The organism is Paracoccus indicus (assembly GCF_003056335.1).
GTDB lineage: Bacteria > Pseudomonadota > Alphaproteobacteria > Rhodobacterales > Rhodobacteraceae > Paracoccus > Paracoccus indicus.
This window is the reverse complement of the sequence record NZ_PYWA01000007.1, coordinates 62624-86022: the sequence shown is the minus strand read 5'-3', so window position 1 is coordinate 86022 and position 23399 is coordinate 62624. Positions and strand designations below refer to the sequence as shown.

Genomic DNA, 23399 nt, shown 5'->3' with positions numbered 1-23399 from the left:
GTGCTGCCGGGCGCGGTGATCGGCTGGGACATGTCCGCGGCGCTGGCGCTCGGTGACGCGCTCGGCGTGCCGCCCGTCGCGATGGCCGAACTGCTGCCCGTGATCGAAGCGGTGATGGTCGCGAAACTTAACGAACAGATGGAACGCCCCGATGGCTGAAAAGCGTGTGTCCGTCCGCTTGGCTGCGGTCGGCGGGCGACAGGTGCGCGCCGAGCTGGAAGGTGTCGGCGAAGCCGGGTCGCGCGGCTTCGGACGGCTGAGCCGGGAGATGGAAGCGGCGAACGCCCGGCTCGCGGCCTTCTCGCGCCGGGTCCGTGTGGCGGCCGCCGCTGCCGTGGCAGCAGCTGCAGCCGCCGGTGTGGCGATGATCCGGTCTGGGCTGCAGACGGTCGATGCGCAGGCGAAGCTGGCGCAATCCCTCGGCACCACGGTCGCCTCGATCCAGGCGCTGGAGCGCGCGGGCGAGCTGGCGGGCGTCTCGATGTCCGGCATCGAGCAGGCCACCAAGGACCTGACGCGCCGTCTTAGCCAGGCGGCGGCCGGGACCGGTCCCGCCGCCGATGCGCTCGACCGGCTGGGCCTTTCTGCAACCGACCTGATCGCGCTGCCCCTGGACCGGCGCGTCGGCGCCATCAACGCCGCCATCGAGAACTTCGTGCCCGCCGCAGAACGTGCCGCGGTCGCGGGGCAGCTTTTCGGCGAAGAAGGCTCCATCGCCATGTCGCGCATCGACACCGCGACGCTGCGCCAGGCGACGGAGGACGTCCTCGCCTTCGGCGTCGTGGTCTCGGAGCAGGATGCCGACCAGATCGAGCGGACGAACGATGCCATCTCCCGGCTCGGGCTGATCTGGCGCGGGCTGTCGAACCAGCTGGCTGTCGCCGCAACCCCCGCGCTGGAGGCCGTTGCCGACGCCATGGCGGCGGTCGCAAGCCGCACCGGGCCGCTTGGCATCGCGATCCGTGGACTTTTCGACAACATCGGCCGCCTGACCACCTATGCCGCGACCTTCGCGGCCTTCCTCGCAGGCCGCTGGGTGGCTGGCATGGCCGCCGCTGCGCTCTCCGTCCGCGGTCTTGCCACGGCGCTGGTCTTGCTGCGTGGGGCGCTGATCCGCACCGGCATCGGGGCGCTGATCGTGGGCGCAGGCGAGCTCGTCTACCAGTTCACCCGCCTCGTCTCCGGCGCGGGCGGCTTCGGCGAGGCCATGTCGCTGCTGAAGGATGTCGCCGTCGAGGTCTGGGAGCGGATCCGCATGGGTGCCGCTGCGGCGGGCGCGGCCGCCACGGCGATGTTCTTCGACCTCAAGGCCGATGCGGCGTCCGGCATGCAGAGCGCCATCGAGAGTGTCGTCGGTTTAGGGAATACGGCGGCAAACACGTTCGAGGGGGCCTACGAGGCGATCAAGGCTACCTGGGGCTTGCTGCCCGCCGCCATCGGGGATCTGGCGTTCCAGGCGGCCAACAGCCTGATCGACGGTGTCGAGGCAATGCTGAACGGCGTGGTCTCGCGCATCAACGGCTTCATCGGTGGCATCAACCAGGGGCTGGAAGCGCTCGGCTCCGAGCGGCGCATTTCGCTGGTGCCCGACCTCGACCTCGGCGAGATCGAGAACCGCTTCGAGGGCGCGGCCAGTGCTGCCACGACGGCGGCGCAGGCAGCCTTCGATCGGGCCTTCGAGGACAACCCGCTGACCGCGCCCGATCTCGGTCTGACCGAGGCGGCAAATCGGGCGCTCGAGTCCGCGAACGTCTATCGCGGCGCCGCGCGCGATCTGGCGGAAGGGGCGCGGGCCCCGCTGGAAAGCTGGCAGGCGCTGCGCGATGCGGTCCGGGGCACAGATGAGGATGGCGCCGATGCGCTGGCCGAGGCCACGGCCGCAGCGGAGCGGTTCGAGACCGCGCTCGACGGCGCTGGACAGGCAGCAACCGACGCCGGCGCTGCCGCGGGTACGGCGGCTGCTGCGGCGGAGCCCGTGACCGAAGCCGCCGTCACCGGGTGGCAGGCGGTGACGGCGGCGCTGTCGGATTACGCCAGCAAGGCGCGCGACATCGGCGGCGACATCGGCCAGAGCCTCGTCGGCGCCTTCCAGTCGGCCGAAAACGCGGTTGGCCAGTTCGTGCGGACCGGCAAGCTGAACTTCCGCGATCTGGTGACTTCGCTGCTGGCCGATCTCGCCCAGCTCGCGGCGCGGCGGTTCATCCTCGGGCCGATCGCCAATGCGCTCTCGGGTGTGTTTGCCGGGGCGGGCGGCATCTTCGCCAACGTCCTGCATGCGGGCGGGATAGTGGGGTCTGCGGGGCCTTCGCGCATGGTCTCGGCCATGGCTTTCGCCGCCGCCCCGCGAATGCATTCAGGCGGCATGGCGGGGCTTCGCCATGACGAGGTACCCGCGATCCTGCAACGCGGCGAGCGCGTGCTGTCGCGGCGCGAGGCGCAGAGCTACGGCGCGGGCGGCGGGGTCAACGTCACCATCATGGCGCGCGACGCCGAAAGCTTCCGGCAGTCCCGTACGCAGGTCGCGGCCGACATTGCCCGCGCCGTGTCGCTCGGGCGGAGAGGCATGTAATGGCGTTTCACGAGGTCCGGTTTCCGGACGACATCAGCCGCGGCGCGCGGGGTGGGCCGGAACGGCGCACCCAGATCGTCGAGCTTGCCTCGGGCGACGAGGAGCGCAACGCCAGCTGGGCGAACAGCCGCCGCCGCTACGACGTCGCCTACGGCATCCGCCGCGCCGATGATCTCGCCGCCGTCGTCGCCTTCTTCGAGGCGCGGAACGGTCGGCTGCATGGCTTCCGGTTCAAGGACTGGGGCGATCACAAGTCCTGCCTGCCCTCGGGCACGCCGTCGCCAACCGACCAGACCATCGGCACCGGCGACGGTGCGACGACCGCCTTCCAGCTCGTGAAGCACTACGCCTCTGGTGCGCAATCCTGGACGCGCGCCATCGGCAAACCTGTGGCCGGAACCTTGCGCGTCGCACTCGATGGCGCGGAGGAACTTGGCGGCTGGTCCGTCGACACGACCACCGGTGTCGTCACCTTCGACACCGGCCCTTCGGCGGGCGTTGCCATCACCGCGGGCTTCGAGTTCGACGTGCCGGTTCGCTTCGACACAGACGCTCTCGACGTGACGCTCGACCTCGAGCGGCTCGGCTCGATCACATCCATCCCGTTGCTGGAACTGCGCCGATGAAATCCCTCGATCCCGCCCTGCAGGCCCATCTCGGCGAGGGCACGACTACGCTCGCCTGGTGCTGGCGGATAACGCGCGCCGACGGCGTCACCTTCGGCTTCACCGATCACGACCTGACGCTCAGCTTCGACGGGACTGACTTCGAGCCCGAGAGCGGGCTGACCGCCTCCGAGGTCCGCTCTGGCTCGGACCTGTCGGTGGATGCGCAGGACGCGGAAGGCGTGCTGACCTCGGACCGAATCACCGAGACCGACATTCTCGACGGCCGCTGGGACAACGCCGAGGTCGAGGTCTGGCGCGTGAACTGGGCGGACACGGGTCAGCGCGTGCTGATGCGCCGGGGCGCCATAGGTCAGATCCGGCGTGGACGTCTGGCCTTCGTGACCGAGGTCCGCTCGCTTGCCCACGTGCTGGGCCAGACGGTCGGTCGGACCTTCCAGACGACCTGCGACGCTGCGCTCGGCGATGGACGCTGCGGCGTCGATCTCGAAGATCCCGCCTACAAGGGCGCGGGTGCCGTCATCGATCTCCTGCGGGATCGCGCGTTCACTGCCTCGGGGCTCAGCGGGTTCGAAGCCGGCTGGTTCACGTTTGGCACCGTCGAATGGACGAGCGGCGCGAACGCCGGGCGTCGCGCGGAAGTGCTGGGCCACGACGTGACCGACGGCATCGCGATACTGACCCTGCTCGAAGCACCGGTGCGCGCGATCGCCGAGGACGACGCCTTCACCATCCGCGCGGGCTGCGACAAGCGGATCGAGACCTGCGGGGCGAAGTTCGCCAACACCGCCAACTTCCGCGGCTTCCCGCATATCCCCGGCCAGGATGCCGTGCTGCGCTACGCCACCAAGGATGGTGGCCACGAGGGAGGCGTCCTATGACGCAACCCCTCGCATTGGCTGACCCCGCGCGCGTCATCGCCATTGCGCGATCCTGGCTCGGCACGCCCTACCACGACCAGGCCAGCCTAAAGGGCGTGGGCTGCGACTGCCTCGGGCTCGCGCGGGGCGTCTGGCGCGAGGTCGTCGGCCCCGAGCCGTTCCGAATCCCGCCCTACAGCCGGGACTGGGGCGAGACCGGCCCGCGAGAGGTGCTGGCGGAAGGCGCGCGGCGAATGATGATCGAGGTGGCACCGGCGGTGACCGGTCCCGGCGCGCTGGTGCTCTTCCGCATGAAGCCCCGCGCCATCGCCAAGCATGTCGGGATCCTTACCGGTGCCGGCTCCTTCCTCCACGCCTATGAGCGGCTCGGCGTGATCGAGGAACCGCTCACCCCATCCTGGCGGCGGCGCATCGCCTTCGCTTTCCTGTTCCCGCAACGCTGAGATCCCGCCATGGCCACCCTCGTTCTCGGCGCCGCAGGCGCCGCCATTGGCGGCAGCATTGGCGGAGCCATCCTCGGCGTCAGCGCCGCGACCATCGGCGGCTTCATCGGCTCCACCATCGGCTCAGTCGTGGACAGCTGGATCATCTCGTCGCTGGCGCCCACGCAGCGCATCGAGGGCGCGCGGCTCGACACGCTGCGCATCACCTCGGCTACCGAGGGCGCGGTGATCCCGCGGCTCTACGGGCGCATGCGGATGGGCGGCAACATCATCTGGGCGACCGACTTCCGCGAGGAGACGATGACCACCACCCAAGGCGGCGGCAAGGGAGGTGGAGGCGGCAAGGTCAAGACGACCGAATATCTCTACTACGCCAGCTTCGCCGTCGCGCTCTGCGAGGGTCCGATCACCGGCATCGGCCGCATCTGGGCCGACGGCAAGCCGATGGACCTCTCCGGCGTGACCTGGCGCTGGTATCCGGGCGACGAGGCGCAGACGGCCGATCCGTTCATCGCCGCGAAGATGGGCGCGGCCAGCACGCCGGCCTATCGCGGCACGGCCTATGTGGTCTTCGAAGAGCTGGCGCTCTCGACCTACGGCAACCGCCTGCCGCAGCTGTCGTTCGAGGTGTTCCGTCCGCTCGCCGATCCCGACACCGCCGAGGGGCTCACCCGCGCCGTCACCATGATCCCGGCCTCGGGCGAGTTCACCTATGCGACGCAGGCGATCCGCAAGACCGATGGCGGCGCGACGGTGCCCGAGAACCTGAACGCGCTGGCCGACTCCACCGACATGGTCGAAGCGCTCGACCGGCTGCAGGCGATGGCCCCGGCTGTGACAAGCGTCAGCCTCGTGGTGGCGTGGTTCGGCGACGACCTGCGCGCAGGCTCCTGCAAGGTGCGGCCCGGCGTCGAGGTCTCCGCGAAGTCGACCACGCCCGCCAGCTGGTCGGTGAACGGCGTGAGCCGCGCCAATGCCTTCCTCGTCAGCCGCGACGACCAGGACCGGCCGGTCTATGGCGGCACGCCGTCCGACTTCGCGGTGGTTCAGGCCATCCAGGAGATGAAGGCGCGCGGACTGCGCGTCACCTTCTATCCCTTCATCCTGATGGACGTGCCGCCCGGCAACACGCTGCCGAACCCGTATTCCGACAGCGCCGCGGAGACGGGTCAGCCTGCGTTTCCTTGGCGAGGGCGGATCACCTGTTCGCCTGCCGCTGGCTACGCCGGATCGGTCGACAAGACCGCCACGGCCGCAAGCCAGGTCGCGGCGCTGTTCGGCGCGGCCACGCCCGCGAGCTTCAGCGTTTCGGGTCAGACGGTTTCTTGGACCGGACCATCCGGCGACTGGGGTCTGCGGCGCATGGTGCTGCACTACGCCCATCTCTGCGTGGCGGCGGGCGGGGTCGACGCCTTCCTGATCGGCACCGAGATGCCGGGGCTCACGACGATCCGCTCGAGCGCCAGCACCTATCCGGCGGTGCAGGCGTATCGGGACCTGCTTGCGGATGTGCGGTCGATCCTCGGGTCCGGTGTGAGCCTCGGCTATGCCGCCGACTGGTCGGAGTATTTCGGGCATCAGCCGGGCGACGGCTCGGGCGATGTGTTCTTCCATCTCGACCCACTATGGGCCGATCCGGAGATCGATTTCGTCGGGATCGACAACTATATGCCACTGTCGGATTGGCGCGACGGCTTCGAGCATATCGATGCAGCCGAGGGCTGGCCCGCGATCTACGACCGGGCCTACCTGCAGGGGAACATCGCGGGCGGCGAGGGCTTCGACTGGTTCTACGCCAGTCCGGCGGATCGAACCGCACAGGTGCGGACGCCGATCACGGATGGCGGCGCGGGAAAGCCGTGGGTCTTCCGCTACAAGGATCTTCGCGCCTGGTGGTCGAACGCACACTACAACCGCCCCGGCGGCGAGGAGAGCGGCACCCCAACCGAATGGGCGCCGCAATCCAAGCCGATCTGGTTCACGGAACTCGGTTGCCCCGCTATCGACCGTGGCACCAACCAGCCGAACGTCTTCTTCGACCCGAAGTCGTCCGAGAGCTTCACGCCGCATTTTTCGCGGGGCTGGCGCGACGACGCCATCCAGCGGGCGTATCTCGAGGCGACGTACCTCTGGTGGGGCGAGGCCGCGAACAACCCGGTGTCCTCGGTCTACGGCGGTCGGATGGTGCATGTCCCCGAATGCGCCGCCTGGACCTGGGACGCGCGGCCCTATCCGTTCTTTCCGGCGCTCACCGATGTCTGGACGGACGGTGGCAACTGGCGGCTCGGCCACTGGCTGACCGGGCGGCTTGGGGCGGTGTCGCTGGCCGCGCTCGTCCGCCACCTTTGTCTGCGCGCCGGGCTGCCCGAGTCCCGGATCGACGTCACCGGGCTCTGGGGCGCGGTCGAGGGCTACGCCATCACGGCGCTGGAGAGCCCGCGCGCCTCGATCACGACGCTGTCGCGCCACTTCGGCTTCGACGCCGTCGAGACCGAGGGGGTGATCCGCTTCGTAATGCGCGGCCGGGCCTCCGTCACCACTCTCGTACCCGACGATCTGGTGGCCGCCCGCGAGGGCGACGTGCTGGAACTGACGCGCGGCCAGGAGACCGAACTGCCGCAGGCGCTGAAATGGCAGATCGCGCGCGCCGACGAGGACTACGACGCGGCCCTCGTCGAGGCGCGGCGCATCACGGTAGACACGACCCGGATCGCCTCAGAATCCTTCCCGATGGCGGTGCCGCCCGAGGAGGCCGAGCGCCGCTGCCGCCGCGCGCTGATGGAGGCGTGGGTGGGGCGCGAGACGGCGGCATTCCGTGTGCCGCCCTCGCGGCTCGCGCTCGATCCGGCTGACGCGATCCGCCTCGTGCATGACGGGCGGCTGGTCGACCTGCGGCTCATCTCCATCGCCGATGCCGAGGCGCGCGGCATCGAGGCGGTGCGCCAGGACAGGGCGACCTACGATCTGCCGCCCGGCGATCCCCGCGCGGCGTCGCTGACGCGCGCCGTGGTGTTCGGCGCGCCGGATGCGGTGCTCATGGACCTGCCGCAGCTGACCGAAGACCAGCCCGCGCACCGGCCGTTTGCGGCGGCGCATGCCGTGCCGTGGCCCGGAGAGATGGCGGTGTTCCGCAGCCCGTCGACCGATGGCTTCGAGCTGCTGACGACGTTCGGCAGCCGCGCCCGGATCGGGGCGCTGGTCTCGGACTTCTATGCCGGCCCCACGTCGCGCTTCGATCTCGGCAATGCGCTGGTAATCGATCTGCTGACCGGCACGCTGGAAAGCGTCACCGAGCTGACCCTGTTCGGCGGGGCGAACGCGCTGGCCATCGAGAGCGCGCCCGGCGTCTGGGAGATCGTCCAGGCGGGTGCGGCCGAGCTGCTCGCGCCCGGCCGGTATAGGCTCACCCGGCTCCTGCGCGGTCAGCGCGGCACAGAAGGCGCCATGGGCAACCCGGCTCCGGCAGGCGCGCGGGTCGTCGTGCTCGACGACAGCCTCGCATCGCTGCCGATCGCCGAGGCTGATCTCGGCATCCCGTGGAACTGGCGCGTCGGCCCGGCGAGCCGATCGGTCAGCGACGAGACCTATGTCGCGCAGGCATTCACGCCGGTAGGCGTGGGGCTGCGGCCGTTCTCCGTCGCCCATGTCGAGCAGCCGTGGCGCACGCCGCGTACGCCCGGCGATCTGACGATCCGCTGGAAACGCCGGTCCCGCGCGCTCGCCGCCGACAGCTGGGGCGCTGTCGAAGTGCCTATGGCGGAGGAACTGGAAGCCTACGAGGTCGAAATCCTGGACGGTGCCACGGTAATGCGGCTGCTGAGCACCGCCACCGCCAGCGCCGTCTACACCGCCGCCCAGCAGACCGCCGATTGGAGCGGGCCGCTCGGGCCCGGCGACAACCTCACCGTCCGCATCTACCAGCTCTCCGCCCTCGTGGGGCGGGGCGCGCCCAAGACCGTCACGCTGATACTCTGAAGGCCATCCCATGTCCGACGCCACGACCCATCTGCTGCTGCCCTACATCCTGGCGGCGCAGGCCCAGAAGCATGTCACCCACAACGAGGCGCTGCGGATCCTCGACGGGCTCGTCCAGCTTTCCGTCCTCGACCGGGATCTGACAGCGCCGCCCGCCATCCCCGCTGACGGTGACCGCTACATCGTCAGCTCGGGCGCGACGGGCGACTGGGCCGGCTGGGACCTCAACGTCGCGCTCTGGACCGATGGCGCCTGGCTGCGCCTGCCGCCGCGCACCGGCTGGCGGGCGTGGGTCGAGGACGAGGGCTTGCTGCTGGTCTACGACGGCGCGGGCTGGGTCGGGACTACGCCCGCGGCGTTGCAGAACATGGCGCTGCTCGGGCTGGGCACGACAGCGGATGCGTCGAACCCGTTCTCGGCCAAGCTGAACGCCGCGCTCTGGACGGCGAAGACCGTGGCCGAGGGCGGCACCGGCGATCTTTTCTACACCATGAACAAGGAGGCCGCCGGTGACGATCTGGGCCTGACGCTCCAGACCGGCTTCTTGACCAAGGCGCTGGTGGGGCTCTTCGGCTCCGACCGCTTCCGCCTCGCGGTCTCCGCCGACGGCAGCACGTTCTTCGACGGGCTCAGCGTCGACAACGCGAGCGGCATCGTCGATCAGCCCCGGCTGCCCCGCTTCAAGGCGTACACGAACTATGACAACTATGTGGGCGTCGGCTCCTGGATGAAGATTGGCCTCAACAACACCGACTACAACGATCAGGGTGCCTTCGACGCCGCGAACAACCACTTCTTGGCTCCAGTCGACGGCACCTACCTCTTCGGCGCGACGCTCATGTACAAGGTCAACGCAAGCACCGCGGCCCGCATGAGCGGGCGGCTGGTGCTGAACGGAACAACCGTGCTTCGGGGCTCATTCGGCGAGATCAGTGGTGCGCATGTCTCCGAGTGGACAGCACTCTGGCTGCAGACCATCGCACCTCTCACCGCCGGAGACACCGTCGAACTGCAAGGAGTCTTCCGCGCTGCGGACGGCTACTTCGCCGCCGATCACACGTCCCTCTGGGGCTGCAAGATCGGCTGAGCGCCGGAAGGAGGACCCGATGACACCACCCCGATCCGAAGGCTTCGTGCGCATGCCCGACGCCGAGTTCGAGGCGATCCTTACCCGCGCGGCCGAGGAAGGCGCGAAGCGCGCGCTCGCCGATGTCGGCCTCGATGGCGACGAGGCCGCGCTCGACATCCGCGATCTGCGCTCCCTGGTGGATTGCATTCGGCTGGTGCGCCGCACCGCGATGCAGACCGCCGTCCGCATGATCACCACCGGCGTCATGCTGGCGCTGCTCGCAGGCATCGCCATCAAGCTCAAGATCTTCGGCAGCGGCCCGTAGCCGCGCCCAATCCCCATTCATCAGCCCGCAATGACCCGCCCTCGAGGCGGGTTTCTCGTTTTCGGAGGCCCCCATGACGAAGACCTTCCACAGCCACTGGCGCGACGTGCCCGAGGGCACCTGGCGCTGGCCGAATTTCAGCCCGGCCGAAATCGCCTGCCGGGGCACCGGCAAGCTGCTGATCAACGAAGCGGCGCTCGACAAGCTGCAGGCGCTGCGCGACCGGCTGGGCAAGCCGCTGATCGTCCGCTCCGCCTATCGCAGCCCCGAGCACAACCGCGCCGTGGGCGGCGCCACCCGCTCGAAGCACCTCGACGGCGCCGCCTTGGACATCGCCATGGCAAACCACGACCCGGTGGCGTTCGAGGCTGCGGCGCGGGAGGTCGGGTTCCTCGGCTTCGGGTTCTACCCGCGATCGGGGTTCATCCATGTCGACCTCGGCCCCGCGCGTCAGTGGGGCGAGCGGTTCCCGGTCCGGCCGACCGCCTTCGCCGAAGAAACGCCGCCCGCGCGCGAAGTGCTGGCGGAGAGCCGCACCATGAAGGGTGGCGGGGCGGCCGGTGTCGCCACGCTGGGCGCTGCCGGCGTGGAGGTGGCGCAGAGCGTCCTGACCGAGACCCAGACCGCCATCCTGCCACTGGTGCCGTATCTCGACACGTTGCGTTGGGTGTTCATCGCCGTGGCGCTCGGCGGCATCGGGGTCACCATCTATGCCCGCCTCGACGATTGGAAGCGGGGGCGTCGGTGATCGGCGGGCTCCTCACCGGGATCGCCACGAGCCCATGGATGCGGGCGGCGCTGCGCTACGGAGCCATCGCGCTGGCAGTGCTCCTGTTCCTGCTTTCGCTTCGGCGCTCCGGGGAGCGAGCGGGACGCCTCGCCGAACGCCTCGAAACCTCGGAGAAGACCAATGACGTACAACGCCGAATGCTGGAGGCTGCGGCGCGCCGTCCTCGTTCTCGCGACGACCTGGCTGAGCGGCTGCGCGACGGTCGGTTCTGACCGTAGCGGGCCAGGGGCGTGTCCGCCGGTCGTCGAGTACAGCAGGGAGTTCCAGGCGCGCGCTGCAGAGGAGCTGGCCCTGCTGCCCGAGGGTTCGGCGATCGCGGAGACGCTCGCCGACTACAGCGTCCTGCGGGATCAGGCGCGAAGTTGTCGCAGCCCAAGCCCTTAAACACGGCAGTGGGAGAAGCGCGAGTCAAGCCGCCATATCTTGTTGATAATAATGGATAAACGAGCGTTCTAGGCGTCGTACCTACTGCGCTGGAGGAGCCGGTCAATGCCCCCGAAGTACTCAAACATAACAGTCCAGCTGACTGGACACGACAGCAATGCCTTCATGATCCTCGGCTTGTGCCGGCAGGCTGCAAAAGATGCGGGCCTCTCGCAGAAGGAGATCGACGCGTTCTACCAAGAGGCCACTAGCGGGGATCATGACCATCTGATCCAAACTGCCATGCGCTGGTTCAGCTGCGAGTAGCGGCCGAACCGGTCGGTGCCGCCTTCTCGGCATAGGTCGCCGCGAAAATCGTCTCCGAAAGCCATTTCTTGAACGATGGATTGTCGCTGAACTGTTTGAATAGCTCGGTATGGTCCGACAGAAGCTCGATGACCGCGCGCTCCAGTGCCTTGTCGTGCTCGATGCGGGCGTTCTGCTTGTCCGAATTCTGCATCGCGTTTTGATAGGCCTTGTCGGCCGCGACCTTCGTGGGCAACTCCTCAGCTATCACCTTCCCGATCTTGTCGGCGTCCTTCCAGTCGATGTTGCCGAACATCTCGTTGAACGTCTTGAGGATGTTGCTGAGCAGATCCAGTTCCGGCTCAGGCTTACGGCCGCCTCCGCCCAACGGCACAGGTCCAATTTCCGCGTCGGCATCGGGAAGCGCAATCGCCATCGTCGCCTGCGCCTCGACTCGGTAGCTGTCCATGTCGATGGCCTCCAGAATGCCCTTCGACAGGTCCTGCTCCTCCGGAGCGGGCAGTTTCGGCGTCAGGAAGTTCAGGAAAATCGAGAGCTTCTCCCACTTCGCATTCGTGTAGGGCAGGATGGCCGCGAGGAATCCGTAGGTGCGCGTGAAAGCCTTTGCCTTGCCCTTGAAGTCGACCTGCCCATCCTCATCGAGATCGGCTTTGTAGACCGCGACGCACGCGTCGAGGATGGGGTCGAGCTTGTCGCGGTCGGCGCCATTGAGATAAAGCGCCACGAGGTCCTCCACCTGCTCCCAGGAATAGACCTGGTAGCCGTCGAGCCGCGCTTTCAGGTCGTGCAGCTTGTTCGGGTCGGTCTCCTCGCTCAGGATCGTCGTGCGGTAATAGTCCTCGAACGACGCCTTGATGCTGTCCACATCGTTCATGAAATCCAGCACGAAGGTATCGTGCTTCTGCGGATGTGCCCGGTTCAAGCGCGACAACGTCTGCACGGCCTTGATGCCGGACAGCGTTTTGTCCACGTACATCGTGTGCAGAAGCGGCTCGTCATAGCCGGTCTGGAACTTGTCGGCGACGATGAGAAACCGGTACGGGTCCTTCTGGATCAACTCCTCGATCTTGTTGCTGGGAAAGCCGTTGAGCGACGCCTCGGTCACCTTCTGACCGCCATATTCGTGCTCGCCCGAGAAGGCGACGATGGCCTGATAGGGGCTCTTGCGCTCCTTCAGATACTCCCCGAAGGCGTGAAAATACTGGATTGCGCGGTGAATTCCGCTGGTCACCACCATCGAGCGCGCTGCGCCGCCGATCTTGCGGTGAGCCATCACCTGGTCGTGGAAGTGGTCGACCATGATCTCAGCTTTCTTGCGGATGGCATGGTCATGGGATTCGACATAGCGCCTGAGCTTTTTTTGCGCCCGCTTGGCGTCGAACTGCGGGTCGTCCTCCACCGTCTTCATGAGCCGGTAGTAGCTCTCGACTGGCGTGTAGTGCTTGAGCACGTCGAGGATGAAGCCCTCTTCGATGGCCTGCTTCATCGAATAATTGTGGAAGGGGACGTGCCTGACTTTCCCACCCTCGGGGACCGCCGTGCCGAAAATCTCCAGCGTCTTGTTCTTGGGCGTGGCGGTGAAGGCGAAATAGCTCGCGTTCGGCAGGACCTTCCGCGCTTCCATCAGCCGGTTGATCGTGTCCTCGACGGTTTCCTCTTCCTCCTCGGCGCCGTTCGCGGCAAGCGCGATGTTCATCTTTGCCGAGGTCCGGCCGCCCTGGCTGGAATGCGCCTCGTCAATGATGATGGCGAAGGTTCGCCCGCGATGCCCGTCCCCGATCTCGTCGAGGATGAACGGGAACTTCTGCACCGTGGTGATGATGATCTTCTTGCCCTGCTGCAGGAACGTCCGCAGCTGCTGCGAGCCTTCCGTGACCGCGCCGACGATGGAGGACACCTGCGCGAACTGCTTGATCGTGTCGCGGATCTGTTTGTCGAGATTACGCCTGTCGGTGACAACGATGACGGTGTCGAAGGTCGGCTTGCCGCCGGTCTCCAGCCCGATCAGCTGGTGGCCGAGCCAGGCAATCGAGTTGCTCTTGCCCGAACCTGCCGAGTGCTGGATCAGGTACCGCCGCCCGGCGCCGGAAGCCTCGGCGTCAGCCAGCAGCTTGCGCACCACGTCGAGCTGGTGAAAGCGCGGGAAAATCTGCTTCGGCGGCTTCTTCTTTCCGCGCTCGTCCGTTTCCTCGACCACCTGCGCATAGTTTTCCAATATGTCGGTGAGGTTGCGCTTCGTAAGAACCTGCTTCCACAGATAGTCGGTTTTCAGTCCATGCGGGTTCGGCGGGTTGCCCGCGCCGTCATTCCAGCCCTTGTTGAAGGGCAGGAACCAGGACGCCTTGCCCTTCAGGTGACTGCACATCCGCACTTCGTGGTCGTCCACGGCGAAATGGACGACGCAGCGGCCGAACTGGAACAGCAGCTCCTTCGGGTCACGGTCGCGCTTGTACTGCTCGATCGCGCCCTCGACCGTCTGCTTGGTCAGGCTGTTCTTCAACTCGAAGGTGGCGACGGGCAGGCCGTTGATGAACAGCGCTGCGTCGAGCGACAGCTTGGTCGCATCCTTGGAATAGTGCAGCTGGCGGGTGACGCTGAAGATATTGGCGGCGAACAGCTCCTCGGCCTTGGCGTTGCCGGGCGTCGGCGTGCCGAAAAACAGCTCAACCGATCCGGGGCCGTGCTTCACGCCGTTGCGCAGCACGTCGATGACACCGCGCTTGGCGATCTCGCCTTGCAGCCGGTGAAGGAACTGCAGCCGCTTCGGCCCGTCTTCACCGATGCCGAGGGCTTCGACAGCATCGGGCTGCGTGGCGTTCAGGAAGGCGAACAGCTTGGCCAGGTCTAGGGCGTGGTCCCGATCGAAATCCGTCGATGCGCCAGCGACGTAACCGGCCTCGTCGATCAGCGAGCGGACGATAAGGGTTTCGAGACCTCTTTCGCTCGTGTCAGTTGTCGGCATCTGCCCCCTCCATCACCTCGGCGTCGTCGCCCTCCAGATCCTCCTCCAGCGCGTCATCGTCATCTGAGATCGGTTCGTCCACAGGCGCCGCAATCTCGATATGGCGTACGTCCAGCTTGCCAGTAACGACATCGGCAATCAGGCGTTCGCGGTATTCCCGGATCAGCGTGATCTCGTTCTGAGCCTTCTCGATTGCCTTGTCGAAGGCGGCCGTCTCAGCTGCGATGTGATCGAGGATCGCTTTCTGCTCGACCAAATCAGGGGCGAACGCGACATGAAGGGTGCCGAGGCGCGCCTCTGAAATCGCCGGATAGGCGACTCCGATTGACGCACGAATGACACGCTCGATGAAAGTGCTGCTCTGCAGGACATAGCCCAGCAATCGTGGCTCGACACGCTCGACGGGGCGCAGTACCGCGAAGCCTGTAGACGCGATTAGGTCCGGCCTTTCCTCGTCAATGAAGTACACCGCCTTCAGGTATGTCCGGACAGTTGATAGGATCGTGTCGCCCTTCTGCACGATCTGCCGCGCTCGGGACGGGGCATCTTCGAACTTCATGCGTTCTGGCTTGGCGGTCAGAAACCCAGTCCCGACACAGCTGATGTCGAGATAATCGAACTCGTACTCTGGCGAGGTCTTGTCGCTCAGTGCCTTGGCGCGTTCGCGGAGCCAATGCTTGAGCGGCTTTACCTCCCAATGAGCCGGAACCTCGGGCATCCAGTCGATGCCGGTGGGCTTCATCGGTGCGTTGGGGTTCAGACCCCGCGTGACGGCCCGGTTGATGATCGCCTGCTTTTGCTCGTTCAACAGCCCGATCAGCCGCCGCTTGTTGCGGATCAGGCGGCGCACCCTTCGATCGTAAGAATCAATGAAAGCAAGTATCTTGGACTGCTCATCCTTGGGGGGCACTACGACACGCACGTCGTAGAAGTCGTCCGAATAAAGGCGCCAGAACCCCTCAACGATGCCCTTCGTCCGCTTGCGAAGCTCGGCCTTGTAGGAGGGCGTCTTGTAGAGATGCTCGAAGTATCGGACCTCGATGTCGTCAACCGGCCGGAACACAGTATAGTCCGGGCTGATCACGCCGGGGATTGAGGCATGCGCGAAGACCCCCAAGTGGGCCTTGAGCCGGTTCAATACGAGGTCGCCAGGTTCGCACAGCTTCCCACCCGCGTAACTTTCGGACCGCAGCCGCCAAGTGTCGATCTTCGCGCTCTCGACCAGACCGTGAACCTGGCTCATTGAAAGCTGGGTTTCCTCACCAGTCTCGGATCGCTTGTCCACCTCCCTAAGAACATATTTGCTGCGCCGGACCTGCCAGTGAGCTGGGATTTCGGAAAGCCAAGGCAGGCCTGCCGCGCGACGATCTTCGTAGGGCTTCAGGGGCTGCGTGCTCTTCCCCGGTTCATTCTGGGCAGTAGCTGCTATGGGCTGCGTATCAGTAATCATTGGCTGCTCAAATAAGGAGGGCTGGGGGTCGCTGGGCTGCGGCTGGATGGCATCAGTCTGGGATGGCCGCCGAGGGGTCCAGCCGGGGATCTCGGCATTGGGCGCGGCCTGGACCGCCTCAATGGGCTGGCCGAACAGCAGGAAGTCGGAGATCGCCAGCGGCTCGATGAACCGCAGGCTCTCCGCCTCGTCGCCCTTCAACTGCTCGCGCAACTCCATCAACAGCCGCCCGAGCACGTTCATGCCGACCAGCGTGCCGTCTGGCTGTTCGGTGGCGCCCCAGAAATCCTTGCGGCGCACCTTTTTCTCGACGATGGGCCGATCGCCGGTGGATAGGAGGAGCCGCCCGAAGGTGGCCCAGTTCTGGGCCAGCTTCACGCGAAGGCACCAGCGCATGATCTTGACCCGCACGCCATCCCAATCCGGTCGGGACGCCCGATGATAGGGTTTGCTGCGCATCTTCGCGGTCATCGGGCTCCGTTCTCCGATGATCATGCGCTGCACCTCCGGCATGTGGGGGAAGCGGCAGGACTGGTAGAGCGCTTCCGACGTCCGGATCCGGACACCATTCACGACAAGCGGAAAGCCAGGCGCCATGTTCGACAGCCCGCCAAAGCGCTCGTTCGTCTTCAGGAAGACAGCGCTTTCGGTGGGGACATATGTGCGAACTTGGCTGGGCTGGGACATTAGAAGTCTTCCTGCGCCAGCATGGCCATGAACCTGCGCATTGAGGTGTCGCTGTTCGTAGTGCGGGGGAACAAGGGGACCCAAGGATCACCTGCCCAAAGCGCGAGGGGCGCATTGTTCGGGCAGTTACGGAAGGTGACGATCAACGAGCCGAAGCCCAGCGTGTCGAGGATCATGTTCCCCAGCGGTCGCTGATATTGGTTCAGGTGCGGGCACATCTGCCGGATCCGCACGCCCGCCTTCAGGAATTCCGTTTCCAGAAGCTGGCGACCGGCATCGCTGGAGAAGATGCCGCTACCGCCGACATGACCAGCAGTACGCAAATGGGGTGGGAAGCGCATAGCCGCGACATACGCCTTCACGTCCTCATCGTCCGGGATGGCGACCGGTCGCAGAACATCAGATGTTGTGGTGTGCGCCTTGCGGTCCTCAAGCTCGACCGACCGCCACCAGTGAACATCAATTGATTTGCCGGAAGCCTTTATGGCCTGTCCCACTCGGTTGCGATTGAAGTAGGAGCTTTGGTGCGTGGCGATGACGATAACGTGGATCGTCGCTTTCTTCGGCGCATGCGTCTCGATCCAGCCGGCGAGATCGCTGCTTACGCGCCCTCCAGAGAATATCGCATCGTCGAGATAAATGAACGTGTCCGGATTAGCGCCACAGTCCTCAATCTTGAAACCACACTTCTTTTCCAGGAGGACGCTGAAGAGCGCCAACATTTCCTTCTGACTTGCACCACCGCCTTGAATATCGAGGAACTTGACGCTCCTCCAGAACGCGCACGGATCTTCTCCCACCAGTTTTTCGGTCTTGAACAGCCCTGCCAGGAACTTTCTTGTATTCGCGCGGGAAAAGTATGTCTGCTTCAGAACGTGGTCCATCTCGCGCAGAATCGGCAGCCGAACTGCGGCGTCGAACTGGCCAATCCAACGCTCAATACGCTCGGGTGTCGGTGCCTCCCCATCGGCCTCACGATAGTCGGCTGTTGTCGCTGCGATCGACGCGAGAAGTTCGTCCCGTTCAGCCATTCCTCGTTCCTCTACCAATGCAATGCATTCATCGTGCCCCTTACAGCCCTTCAAAATAGGTCTTGATCTTCTGCGCCATCAGCTTGCGTCGCTGTTCCAGGAAGTCATCGAATGACGGGATCTCTCCGTCCAGCATGCACTCCGGCAAGCAGCTCATCCGAAGATTGGCCCGCATCTCCTCAATCGTCGTGATGCCACCATACTTCTTGGCGCCGCCGTTGCACTGGTCCGCCAACTCGCTGAAGTAAATCTTTGGGTCGCGGTCACCGATGCCAATGTTGATCTCGCTCTGGGCCAGGACGAAGTTGGCGATCTGGTTGTAGCGGCCGCGCGTCAGCCCCTGGCCCTTGAGGTGATTGCGCGGATAGACGTGATGCACGTCGCTCCGGTTCAACAGCAGGTCACGCACGGTGATGTCCCGCGACAGGAACCCGAGGTCGCCGAGCTTCACCTGCGCTGCCCGATAGACGAGGAAATAGGGGCTCGAGGCGGACGATGTGTCCATCTCCTGCGGCAGCAGAGTGTTCCAGAAGCTTTCGGGCAGCTCCGCGTCGATCACCGCATCGGTGTATGAGGCCAGGCCACGGGACTCGATCTGACGGATATCGAAATCGAAGGCCGTTTCGGGACTGCCCGAATAACGCCCGCGCAGGAGCGACATGACGTACCAGCGCCGAACGAGACGCTCGATGTCGGCGGCCGGCATGCCTTCGGCGCGGCCACGAAGGTAGAGGATGTACGCAAAGTTGATGGCGTTCTGGCTGCGGATCAGGCCGGAGGTGACGAACCCGGCCGAGCGCAGGATCATCGTGAGCCTGTCAAAGTGGGTCTTATTGATGAAGTTGAGGACACCGGCCTTCAGCTTGTCGAAGGCCTCCTCGGCGACCGCTTCCTCGTACTGCTTCGTCTCGAAGTTACGTCCTGACAGCAGGGCGACCAAATCCTGCAGCTTGCCCCTGCGGAACTCCGACGTGAACGCCACGCGCAGCATGTCGGTGTAGGACGGGTCGTAGAGGTCGTCGTTCACGTCCTTCAGCCAACGCATCTTCGGCAGGAACTCGGAAGCGGCGAATGCCTTGTCGCCCTTCTCGATGCGAGGCAGGAATTCGGGCGCGACGGCGAGGTGGCAGAAATAGTCGATCGCCTTGCGCAGCATGTTGCCGCCATAGGTGTCGTTCGCCGCGATTTTCGACATGGCGAAATCCGCTTGGCTGAGCGATGCCCCGGCCGAATTCACCCGGATGAAGATCTCAGTGACCGTCTCGATGTCGAGGTCTTCGGCCAGCTCGATGATGCCGACCTGATTGTTGATGATCTTGCGGACCTTCTCCAGCACTAATGAAATCTGGTCCTGATCAACGTCCGGATTGCGCGCTGTATATTCGCGCGTGAGCTTGGTCAGGCTAGCATCAGGCGCGAAGACCGTTGCCAGATCAGGGATCCACGAGGCGTCCTTCTGGATGGCCGGGTTCGAAACCTCGAAGCGCTCCTCGACCGGGTGGAACGCGATCCGAATGCGTACGGTCTCGTAATCCTTGGTCAGCACCTCCTGGCCGAGCAACGCGGCCATGAGCGCGGTGACGCGCTGTTGCCCGTCGATCAAGATGCGCTTACCCGAGGATGTGGAACCGTCTTTCAGCCTGACCGACGGGTTCCGCCAGGCGATCAGATAGCCGACCGGATAGCCCTGATAGAGCGAGTCCAGAAGGTTGCGGACCTTGGTCGCATCCCAAACGAAGGGGCGCTGGATTTCCGGTATCGCGATCTCGCCGGACTTCACCCAGGTAAGCAGGGTTTCGATCGGATGGGGGGTGACTGAGTACCGTTGGGTGGCCATGCTCAGCGGCCTCCCGTTAGCACGTCTTCAAGCAGGCCTTCGGTTTCCTGCTCAAGAGCCCGGATGTCGGCCTCGATCTCTTGGAGCGTCCGCAGCGGCTGCGGCTTGTAGAAGTGCCGCGTGAAGGAGATTTCATAGCCGATGACCGTCTTGGAGGGATCGATCCAGGCGTCGGCCGCATGAGGCAGAACCTCGCGACGGAAGAACGCCTCGATACCGCCGTCTTCCAAAAACGGCACCTGTTCGGTGTCCCTCAACTCCGTGTCCGGCTCGAATTCGACGATCGCTGGTTTGCCACCGACAGTCAGATGATAGTTGCCGTAGAGCACATCAGATTCAGCATCGGCGCCCGGCTTGATCTTGGACACCTTCTTGATGACCGGTTCCGACCCGGGATCCTTGATGCCCAACCCAGCCATCAGGAGCTTCTGGCGCTTGGCTGTCATACGGACGCCGCGCTTGCCCGCCACAGCTTCGGCTTCTTCAAGGAAGCGGTTGAAATCGAGATGGGGGCCTTCGCCAAGCCGCTCAGCCACCGCTTCCACAACGCCAATGAGGGGCTCTTCAGCAGCCTCCGCGCACCTCTTCGCTAAGCGACGCTGCGCGCTCGCGGATAGTTCGACCTTCAAGCGCAAGGGCCGCTCGACCGTCACCTTCCAGTAACCGAACGCCTCATTGGGGAAGATCTTCGACTGCTCGCTTTCCTCGCTGTTGAGGAAGCTGTCGCAGATGCGCTTGATGTCATCTGGCCCGAGAATGCAATTCTTCTTGCCGAGGTTTTTCCGCAGAGGTTTGAACCACGCCGTCGCATCAATCAGCTGGACCTTGCCCTTGCGGGACTCTGCCTTGCGATTGCTGAGCACCCAAATGTAAGTCGCGATCCCGGTGTTGTAGAAGATGTTCAGCGGCAGCGCGATGATGGCCTCAAGCCAATCATTCTCGATGACCCAACGCCGCACATTGCTCTCCCCCGATCCCGCATCGCCTGTGAACAGAGATGAGCCATTGTGGACCTCGGCGATCCGGCTCCCGACCTTGGTGGCCTTCTTCATCTTGCTCAGCATGTTGGCTAGAAACACCATCTGGCCATCGCTGGAGCGCGTGATCAGGCTGTACTCGGGATCGCCATCGTGCTCGATCACAAAGCGGGGGTCGGTGATGTCCTTCTTGCCGCCGAGTCGGTCGAGATCGGATTTCCAGCTCTTGCCGTAAGGAGGGTTCGAAAGCATGAAATCGAACTCACTCGATGGGAATGCATCGCTGGAGAGCGTCGAGCCATACTTCATGTTCTCGGCTTCGGCCCCTTCACCTTTTAGGATGAGGTCCGCCTTGCTGATGGCGAATGTCTCGGGATTGACCTCCTGCCCGTATAGGTGGACCGACACCTCTTTCCCGTGGTCGGTCGCCAACTTGATCAGCGTCTCTTCCGCGACCGTCAGCATGCCTCCCGTGCCGCAGGCACCATCGTAGACGAGATAGGTGCCTGACTGAATTTCATCCGCGATCGGCATGAAGATCAGGTACGCCATGAGCTCGACCACGTCGCGAGGCGTGAAGTGCTCTCCGGCCTCCTCGTTGTTCTCTTCGTTAAACCGCCTGATAAGCTCCTCGAAGATTGTGCCCATTGAGTGGTTGTCGAGCCCGGGCAGGCGCACACTTCCGTCTTGGTGCAGCACGGGCTTAGGGCTGAGATTAACTGATGGGTCGAGGAACTTTTCGATCAGGAACCCGAGCGCGTCGGCTTCGACAAGCGTTGGGATCTGATTGCGGAACTTGAACTTGTCGAGCACTTCCTGAACGTTCGGGGAGAAGCCGTCGAGGTAGGCCTCGAAGTCTGACTTCAGCTGCTGGCGGCGCGCGCGAGACGTGAGGTCGCGAAGCCGGAACTGCGATGTGTTGTAGAAGGCTTCGCCCGACGCCTGGCAAAGAGCCGCGTGCTGGTTGGCGACTCCTGCCTTATCCAGCTGCGCCTTCATAGCCAAGACAGCGTCCTTGGTCGGTTCAAGCACGGCGTCGAGCCGACGAATGACGGTCATCGGCAGGATGACGTCCCGGTATTTGCCGCGAACATAGACATCGCGCAGAACATCATCAGCGATGTTCCAGATAAAATTGCTGATGTTCAGATCGCTCACTCGGGCCCCCTCAAACTTTCTTTTTTCGCAGCTTTTTTCTGCAGATCGATCCAGCCATCGAGGTCTGACCTCTTGAAGCGCCATGCGCCGGCCACTTTGAAACCCGGCAGATCGCCGCGCTTGGCGAGCCGATAAACCGTCTTTTCGTCGACGTTCAGGTAGCCAGCCACATCTCGTACGGTCATGGCTTGGTCAGCCGCATCCGCCATCATATCGCCCTCTTTTTCTTGACCATATCAGGGTAAGCTGGGGCAAGCCAGTCCAATGCTGGCCGCGGCTGATCGCGGGCCATACTGCTAGCGCGCCCATCAGAGGTGTGAAGAACTGCTTTGTCGGACGGCATGGTCCGAGCGGGGGCCGCGTGGTCTCTCTCGACCGACACTTCAACGAGGTGCTGGGAAGATTCCCTCGCGCTGGCGGGATGACCTGATGGTGGCAGAGAAGCATGCCGCCGCGGAGCACTCAATCGAGCCATCTGGTGGCCGTGCGCCAGTTGGTAACGGTTGATGGTACGGGCGGGCGGAGCGTCTCTTCAGGCTAAAGGCCGAGTGTCTGACGGTCGTTGATGCGCAGATTTTTGCGGCGATCCCGTGCCGAAGCCATCGACACGGGAGAGAGTTCGGTATTTGTTACACTCCCTCCGCCAAATACCATAAACTAACCTGTCTCCAAGTCCGGCTCCCGCCGGATTTTTTCGTTATATTCAGGGGTTATAGGACGAGACATTTTCACATGTCCCGGCACAGGTAGGCTTCACTTTGTTCTCTAGCGACCGCATTTCTCTAAAGCTTATGACTGCGTCGGAACGGTGGTCAGCTCGCAATGAACTGAAAATATGCGATCTTTTCTAGCTATTCTTTGGCGTTGGATATGAGGGCCTTCTAGGACTAAGGATCTCTGGTCGAACCGCATCCGCTTAGTATACCTCCGAGATATGGCGGAGCGGCCCCTCGATAGGGATGATCGCAACCTACACCGGCAAATCCTGCCGAAATGCAGTCTGCATGGAAAGTAAGGGATCGACACTAAACCAGCGACGACGCGAAGGGCGGTGTGAACCGCTCCGGCAAACCCGGCGCGGTTCAGTCGCGCCTGTCCGGTGCACCGGATAACCAGCGCGTACTGCGCGAACTGGGCTTCGTGTACGCCGACGTAGCCGACGTCCATCCGAACGCACTCTGCCGGGACCAGGTCGTCCTAGACCGCACCAATCGTCGTTGGCGGGATCTCCTGTCTCTCGCGCGCCTCTTTTTATCTGACCGGCACCAACAGACGAGCGCGGGGACCATTGACGGTCACGCGCTGCTCTTCGAGATGAACGTCTTGTTCGAAGCATACGTCGAGCGGATGCTGTCACGTGCTCTGGCCGGCACGGGCTTTCGCGTGTCGTCGCAAGGCGGCCATCGGGATTGTCTTTACGAAGGCGAGACCGGGCGCTTCCGCACAAGGCCGGACCTCATCCTCCGGCATGGCGAGAAGATCATTCTGATCATCGACACCAAGTGGAAGCGCATAATGCCGAAGATCGACGATCCGAAGCAAGGTGTGAGCCAAGCAGACGTCTACCAGCTGATGGCTTATGGCAGGCTCTACGCCTGCCCAAACGTCGTGCTGCTGTACCCCCATCATGGCGACTTGCCGCCCGATCCGATCCGGCGGCGATATTCAATCGGGATGAAAGGCGCAAAGGAAATGCTGATCGTGGCGACACAAGATATTGCCGGACCACTGCGGAGCCACACGGAAGGTCTACGACAATTGGTCCTCGATTGCCTGCAGCGTGGCGATTGATCCAAGGCTGCTCCTCGCAGCGAAGAAGTGTTTCTGCATTCCACATAAATGGCCCACACTTCACCTAAGCACGCTTTCGAACCTGCCATCGAGCCAGAGAAAGTTGGAGGTCAGTCCCATTCCCTCCGCCAAATTCGC

At 64.3% G+C, this 23399-nt stretch carries 17 protein-coding genes; 11 read left to right on the top strand and 6 right to left on the bottom strand.

The genetic code is table 11. The annotated features are described in order from the left end of the window. The 10 genes from DDE75_RS12740 to DDE75_RS12695 all read left to right on the top strand — a co-directional run bounded on the left by DDE75_RS12740 (position 1) and on the right by DDE75_RS12695 (position 10890). Entirely contained in the window at positions 1-159 is a 159-nt protein-coding gene (locus tag DDE75_RS12740; protein ID WP_245894738.1) for a DUF7697 family protein, read from the top strand. After that, complete coding sequence (locus DDE75_RS12735; RefSeq protein ID WP_108502773.1) at positions 152-2569, top strand: phage tail tape measure C-terminal domain-containing protein; 2418 nt, start codon at positions 152-154, stop codon at positions 2567-2569. Before DDE75_RS12740 ends, DDE75_RS12735 begins: the two co-directional genes overlap by 8 nt. Next, entirely contained in the window at positions 2569-3195 is a 627-nt protein-coding gene (locus DDE75_RS12730; RefSeq protein ID WP_108502772.1) for a DUF2460 domain-containing protein, read from the top strand. The genes DDE75_RS12735 and DDE75_RS12730 overlap by 1 nt, the downstream gene beginning before the upstream one ends. Then, positions 3192-4076 carry a DUF2163 domain-containing protein gene (locus tag DDE75_RS12725; protein ID WP_108502771.1) on the top strand — a complete coding sequence of 295 codons (885 nt, stop codon included), beginning with the start codon at positions 3192-3194 and terminating at the stop codon, positions 4074-4076. The genes DDE75_RS12730 and DDE75_RS12725 overlap by 4 nt, the downstream gene beginning before the upstream one ends. Continuing rightward, positions 4073-4519 carry an NlpC/P60 family protein gene (locus tag DDE75_RS12720; RefSeq protein WP_108502770.1) on the top strand — a complete coding sequence of 149 codons (447 nt, stop codon included), beginning with the start codon at positions 4073-4075 and terminating at the stop codon, positions 4517-4519. Before DDE75_RS12725 ends, DDE75_RS12720 begins: the two co-directional genes overlap by 4 nt. Before the next feature lie 9 nt (positions 4520-4528). Continuing rightward, complete coding sequence (locus DDE75_RS12715) at positions 4529-8494, top strand: baseplate multidomain protein megatron (RefSeq protein ID WP_108502769.1); 3966 nt, start codon at positions 4529-4531, stop codon at positions 8492-8494. A gap of 10 nt (positions 8495-8504) precedes the next feature. Continuing rightward, positions 8505-9581: a DUF2793 domain-containing protein gene (locus DDE75_RS12710; protein WP_108502768.1), complete on the top strand. Its 1077-nt coding sequence runs from the start codon at positions 8505-8507 to the stop codon at positions 9579-9581. A gap of 19 nt (positions 9582-9600) precedes the next feature. Beyond that, positions 9601-9888, top strand: a complete 288-nt coding sequence (locus DDE75_RS12705) for a DUF6127 family protein (protein WP_026198502.1) — start codon at positions 9601-9603, stop codon at positions 9886-9888. Positions 9889-9961: 73 nt separating this feature from the next. Next, complete coding sequence (locus tag DDE75_RS12700) at positions 9962-10636, top strand: YcbK family protein (RefSeq protein WP_108502767.1); 675 nt, start codon at positions 9962-9964, stop codon at positions 10634-10636. After that, entirely contained in the window at positions 10633-10890 is a 258-nt protein-coding gene (locus tag DDE75_RS12695) for a hypothetical protein (protein ID WP_108502905.1), read from the top strand. Before DDE75_RS12700 ends, DDE75_RS12695 begins: the two co-directional genes overlap by 4 nt. Before the next feature lie 464 nt (positions 10891-11354). Here the strand turns inward: DDE75_RS12695 and DDE75_RS12680 are convergent, their stop codons facing one another. From DDE75_RS12680 to DDE75_RS12650, 6 genes are read right to left on the bottom strand one after another with little or no spacing between them, the layout of a single operon-like run. Beyond that, positions 11355-14330, bottom strand: a complete 2976-nt coding sequence (locus DDE75_RS12680) for a type I restriction endonuclease subunit R (protein ID WP_108502764.1) — start codon at positions 14328-14330, stop codon at positions 11355-11357. Further along, entirely contained in the window at positions 14317-16467 is a 2151-nt protein-coding gene (locus DDE75_RS17515) for an NADAR domain-containing protein (protein ID WP_211659349.1), read from the bottom strand. Before DDE75_RS17515 ends, DDE75_RS12680 begins: the two co-directional genes overlap by 14 nt. Next, on the bottom strand, positions 16467-17498 hold the full coding sequence (locus DDE75_RS12665) for a phosphoribosyltransferase-like protein (RefSeq protein WP_108502763.1): 1032 nt from the start codon (positions 17496-17498) through the stop codon (positions 16467-16469). Before DDE75_RS12665 ends, DDE75_RS17515 begins: the two co-directional genes overlap by 1 nt. 40 nt (positions 17499-17538) lie before the next feature. Then, positions 17539-19335, bottom strand: coding sequence for a GmrSD restriction endonuclease domain-containing protein (locus DDE75_RS12660; RefSeq protein WP_108502762.1), 1797 nt, complete (start codon positions 19333-19335; stop codon positions 17539-17541). 2 nt (positions 19336-19337) lie between these two features. Continuing rightward, positions 19338-21470 (bottom strand): type I restriction-modification system subunit M, encoded by a 2133-nt coding sequence (locus tag DDE75_RS12655; protein WP_245894737.1) that lies wholly within the window; start codon positions 21468-21470, stop codon positions 19338-19340. Next, positions 21467-21679: a helix-turn-helix domain-containing protein gene (locus tag DDE75_RS12650; protein WP_101754046.1), complete on the bottom strand. Its 213-nt coding sequence runs from the start codon at positions 21677-21679 to the stop codon at positions 21467-21469. The genes DDE75_RS12655 and DDE75_RS12650 overlap by 4 nt, the downstream gene beginning before the upstream one ends. A gap of 844 nt (positions 21680-22523) precedes the next feature. Between DDE75_RS12650 and DDE75_RS12645 the strand changes: the two genes are divergently transcribed. Then, complete coding sequence (locus tag DDE75_RS12645) at positions 22524-23261, top strand: McrC family protein (RefSeq protein WP_108502760.1); 738 nt, start codon at positions 22524-22526, stop codon at positions 23259-23261. Positions 23262-23399 lie beyond the last annotated feature (138 nt).

Coding starts and splice junctions, on each gene's coding strand:
- DDE75_RS12735 (WP_108502773.1), top strand. CDS start 152: ATGGCTGAAAAGCGTGTGTCCGTCCGCTTGGCTGCGGTCGGCGGGCGA.
- DDE75_RS12730 (WP_108502772.1), top strand. CDS start 2,569: ATGGCGTTTCACGAGGTCCGGTTTCCGGACGACATCAGCCGCGGCGCG.
- DDE75_RS12725 (WP_108502771.1), top strand. CDS start 3,192: ATGAAATCCCTCGATCCCGCCCTGCAGGCCCATCTCGGCGAGGGCACG.
- DDE75_RS12720 (WP_108502770.1), top strand. CDS start 4,073: ATGACGCAACCCCTCGCATTGGCTGACCCCGCGCGCGTCATCGCCATT.
- DDE75_RS12715 (WP_108502769.1), top strand. CDS start 4,529: ATGGCCACCCTCGTTCTCGGCGCCGCAGGCGCCGCCATTGGCGGCAGC.
- DDE75_RS12710 (WP_108502768.1), top strand. CDS start 8,505: ATGTCCGACGCCACGACCCATCTGCTGCTGCCCTACATCCTGGCGGCG.
- DDE75_RS12705 (WP_026198502.1), top strand. CDS start 9,601: ATGACACCACCCCGATCCGAAGGCTTCGTGCGCATGCCCGACGCCGAG.
- DDE75_RS12700 (WP_108502767.1), top strand. CDS start 9,962: ATGACGAAGACCTTCCACAGCCACTGGCGCGACGTGCCCGAGGGCACC.
- DDE75_RS12680 (WP_108502764.1), bottom strand. CDS start 14,330: ATGCCGACAACTGACACGAGCGAAAGAGGTCTCGAAACCCTTATCGTC.
- DDE75_RS17515 (WP_211659349.1), bottom strand. CDS start 16,467: ATGTCCCAGCCCAGCCAAGTTCGCACATATGTCCCCACCGAAAGCGCT.
- DDE75_RS12665 (WP_108502763.1), bottom strand. CDS start 17,498: ATGGCTGAACGGGACGAACTTCTCGCGTCGATCGCAGCGACAACAGCC.
- DDE75_RS12660 (WP_108502762.1), bottom strand. CDS start 19,335: ATGGCCACCCAACGGTACTCAGTCACCCCCCATCCGATCGAAACCCTG.
- DDE75_RS12650 (WP_101754046.1), bottom strand. CDS start 21,679: ATGGCGGATGCGGCTGACCAAGCCATGACCGTACGAGATGTGGCTGGC.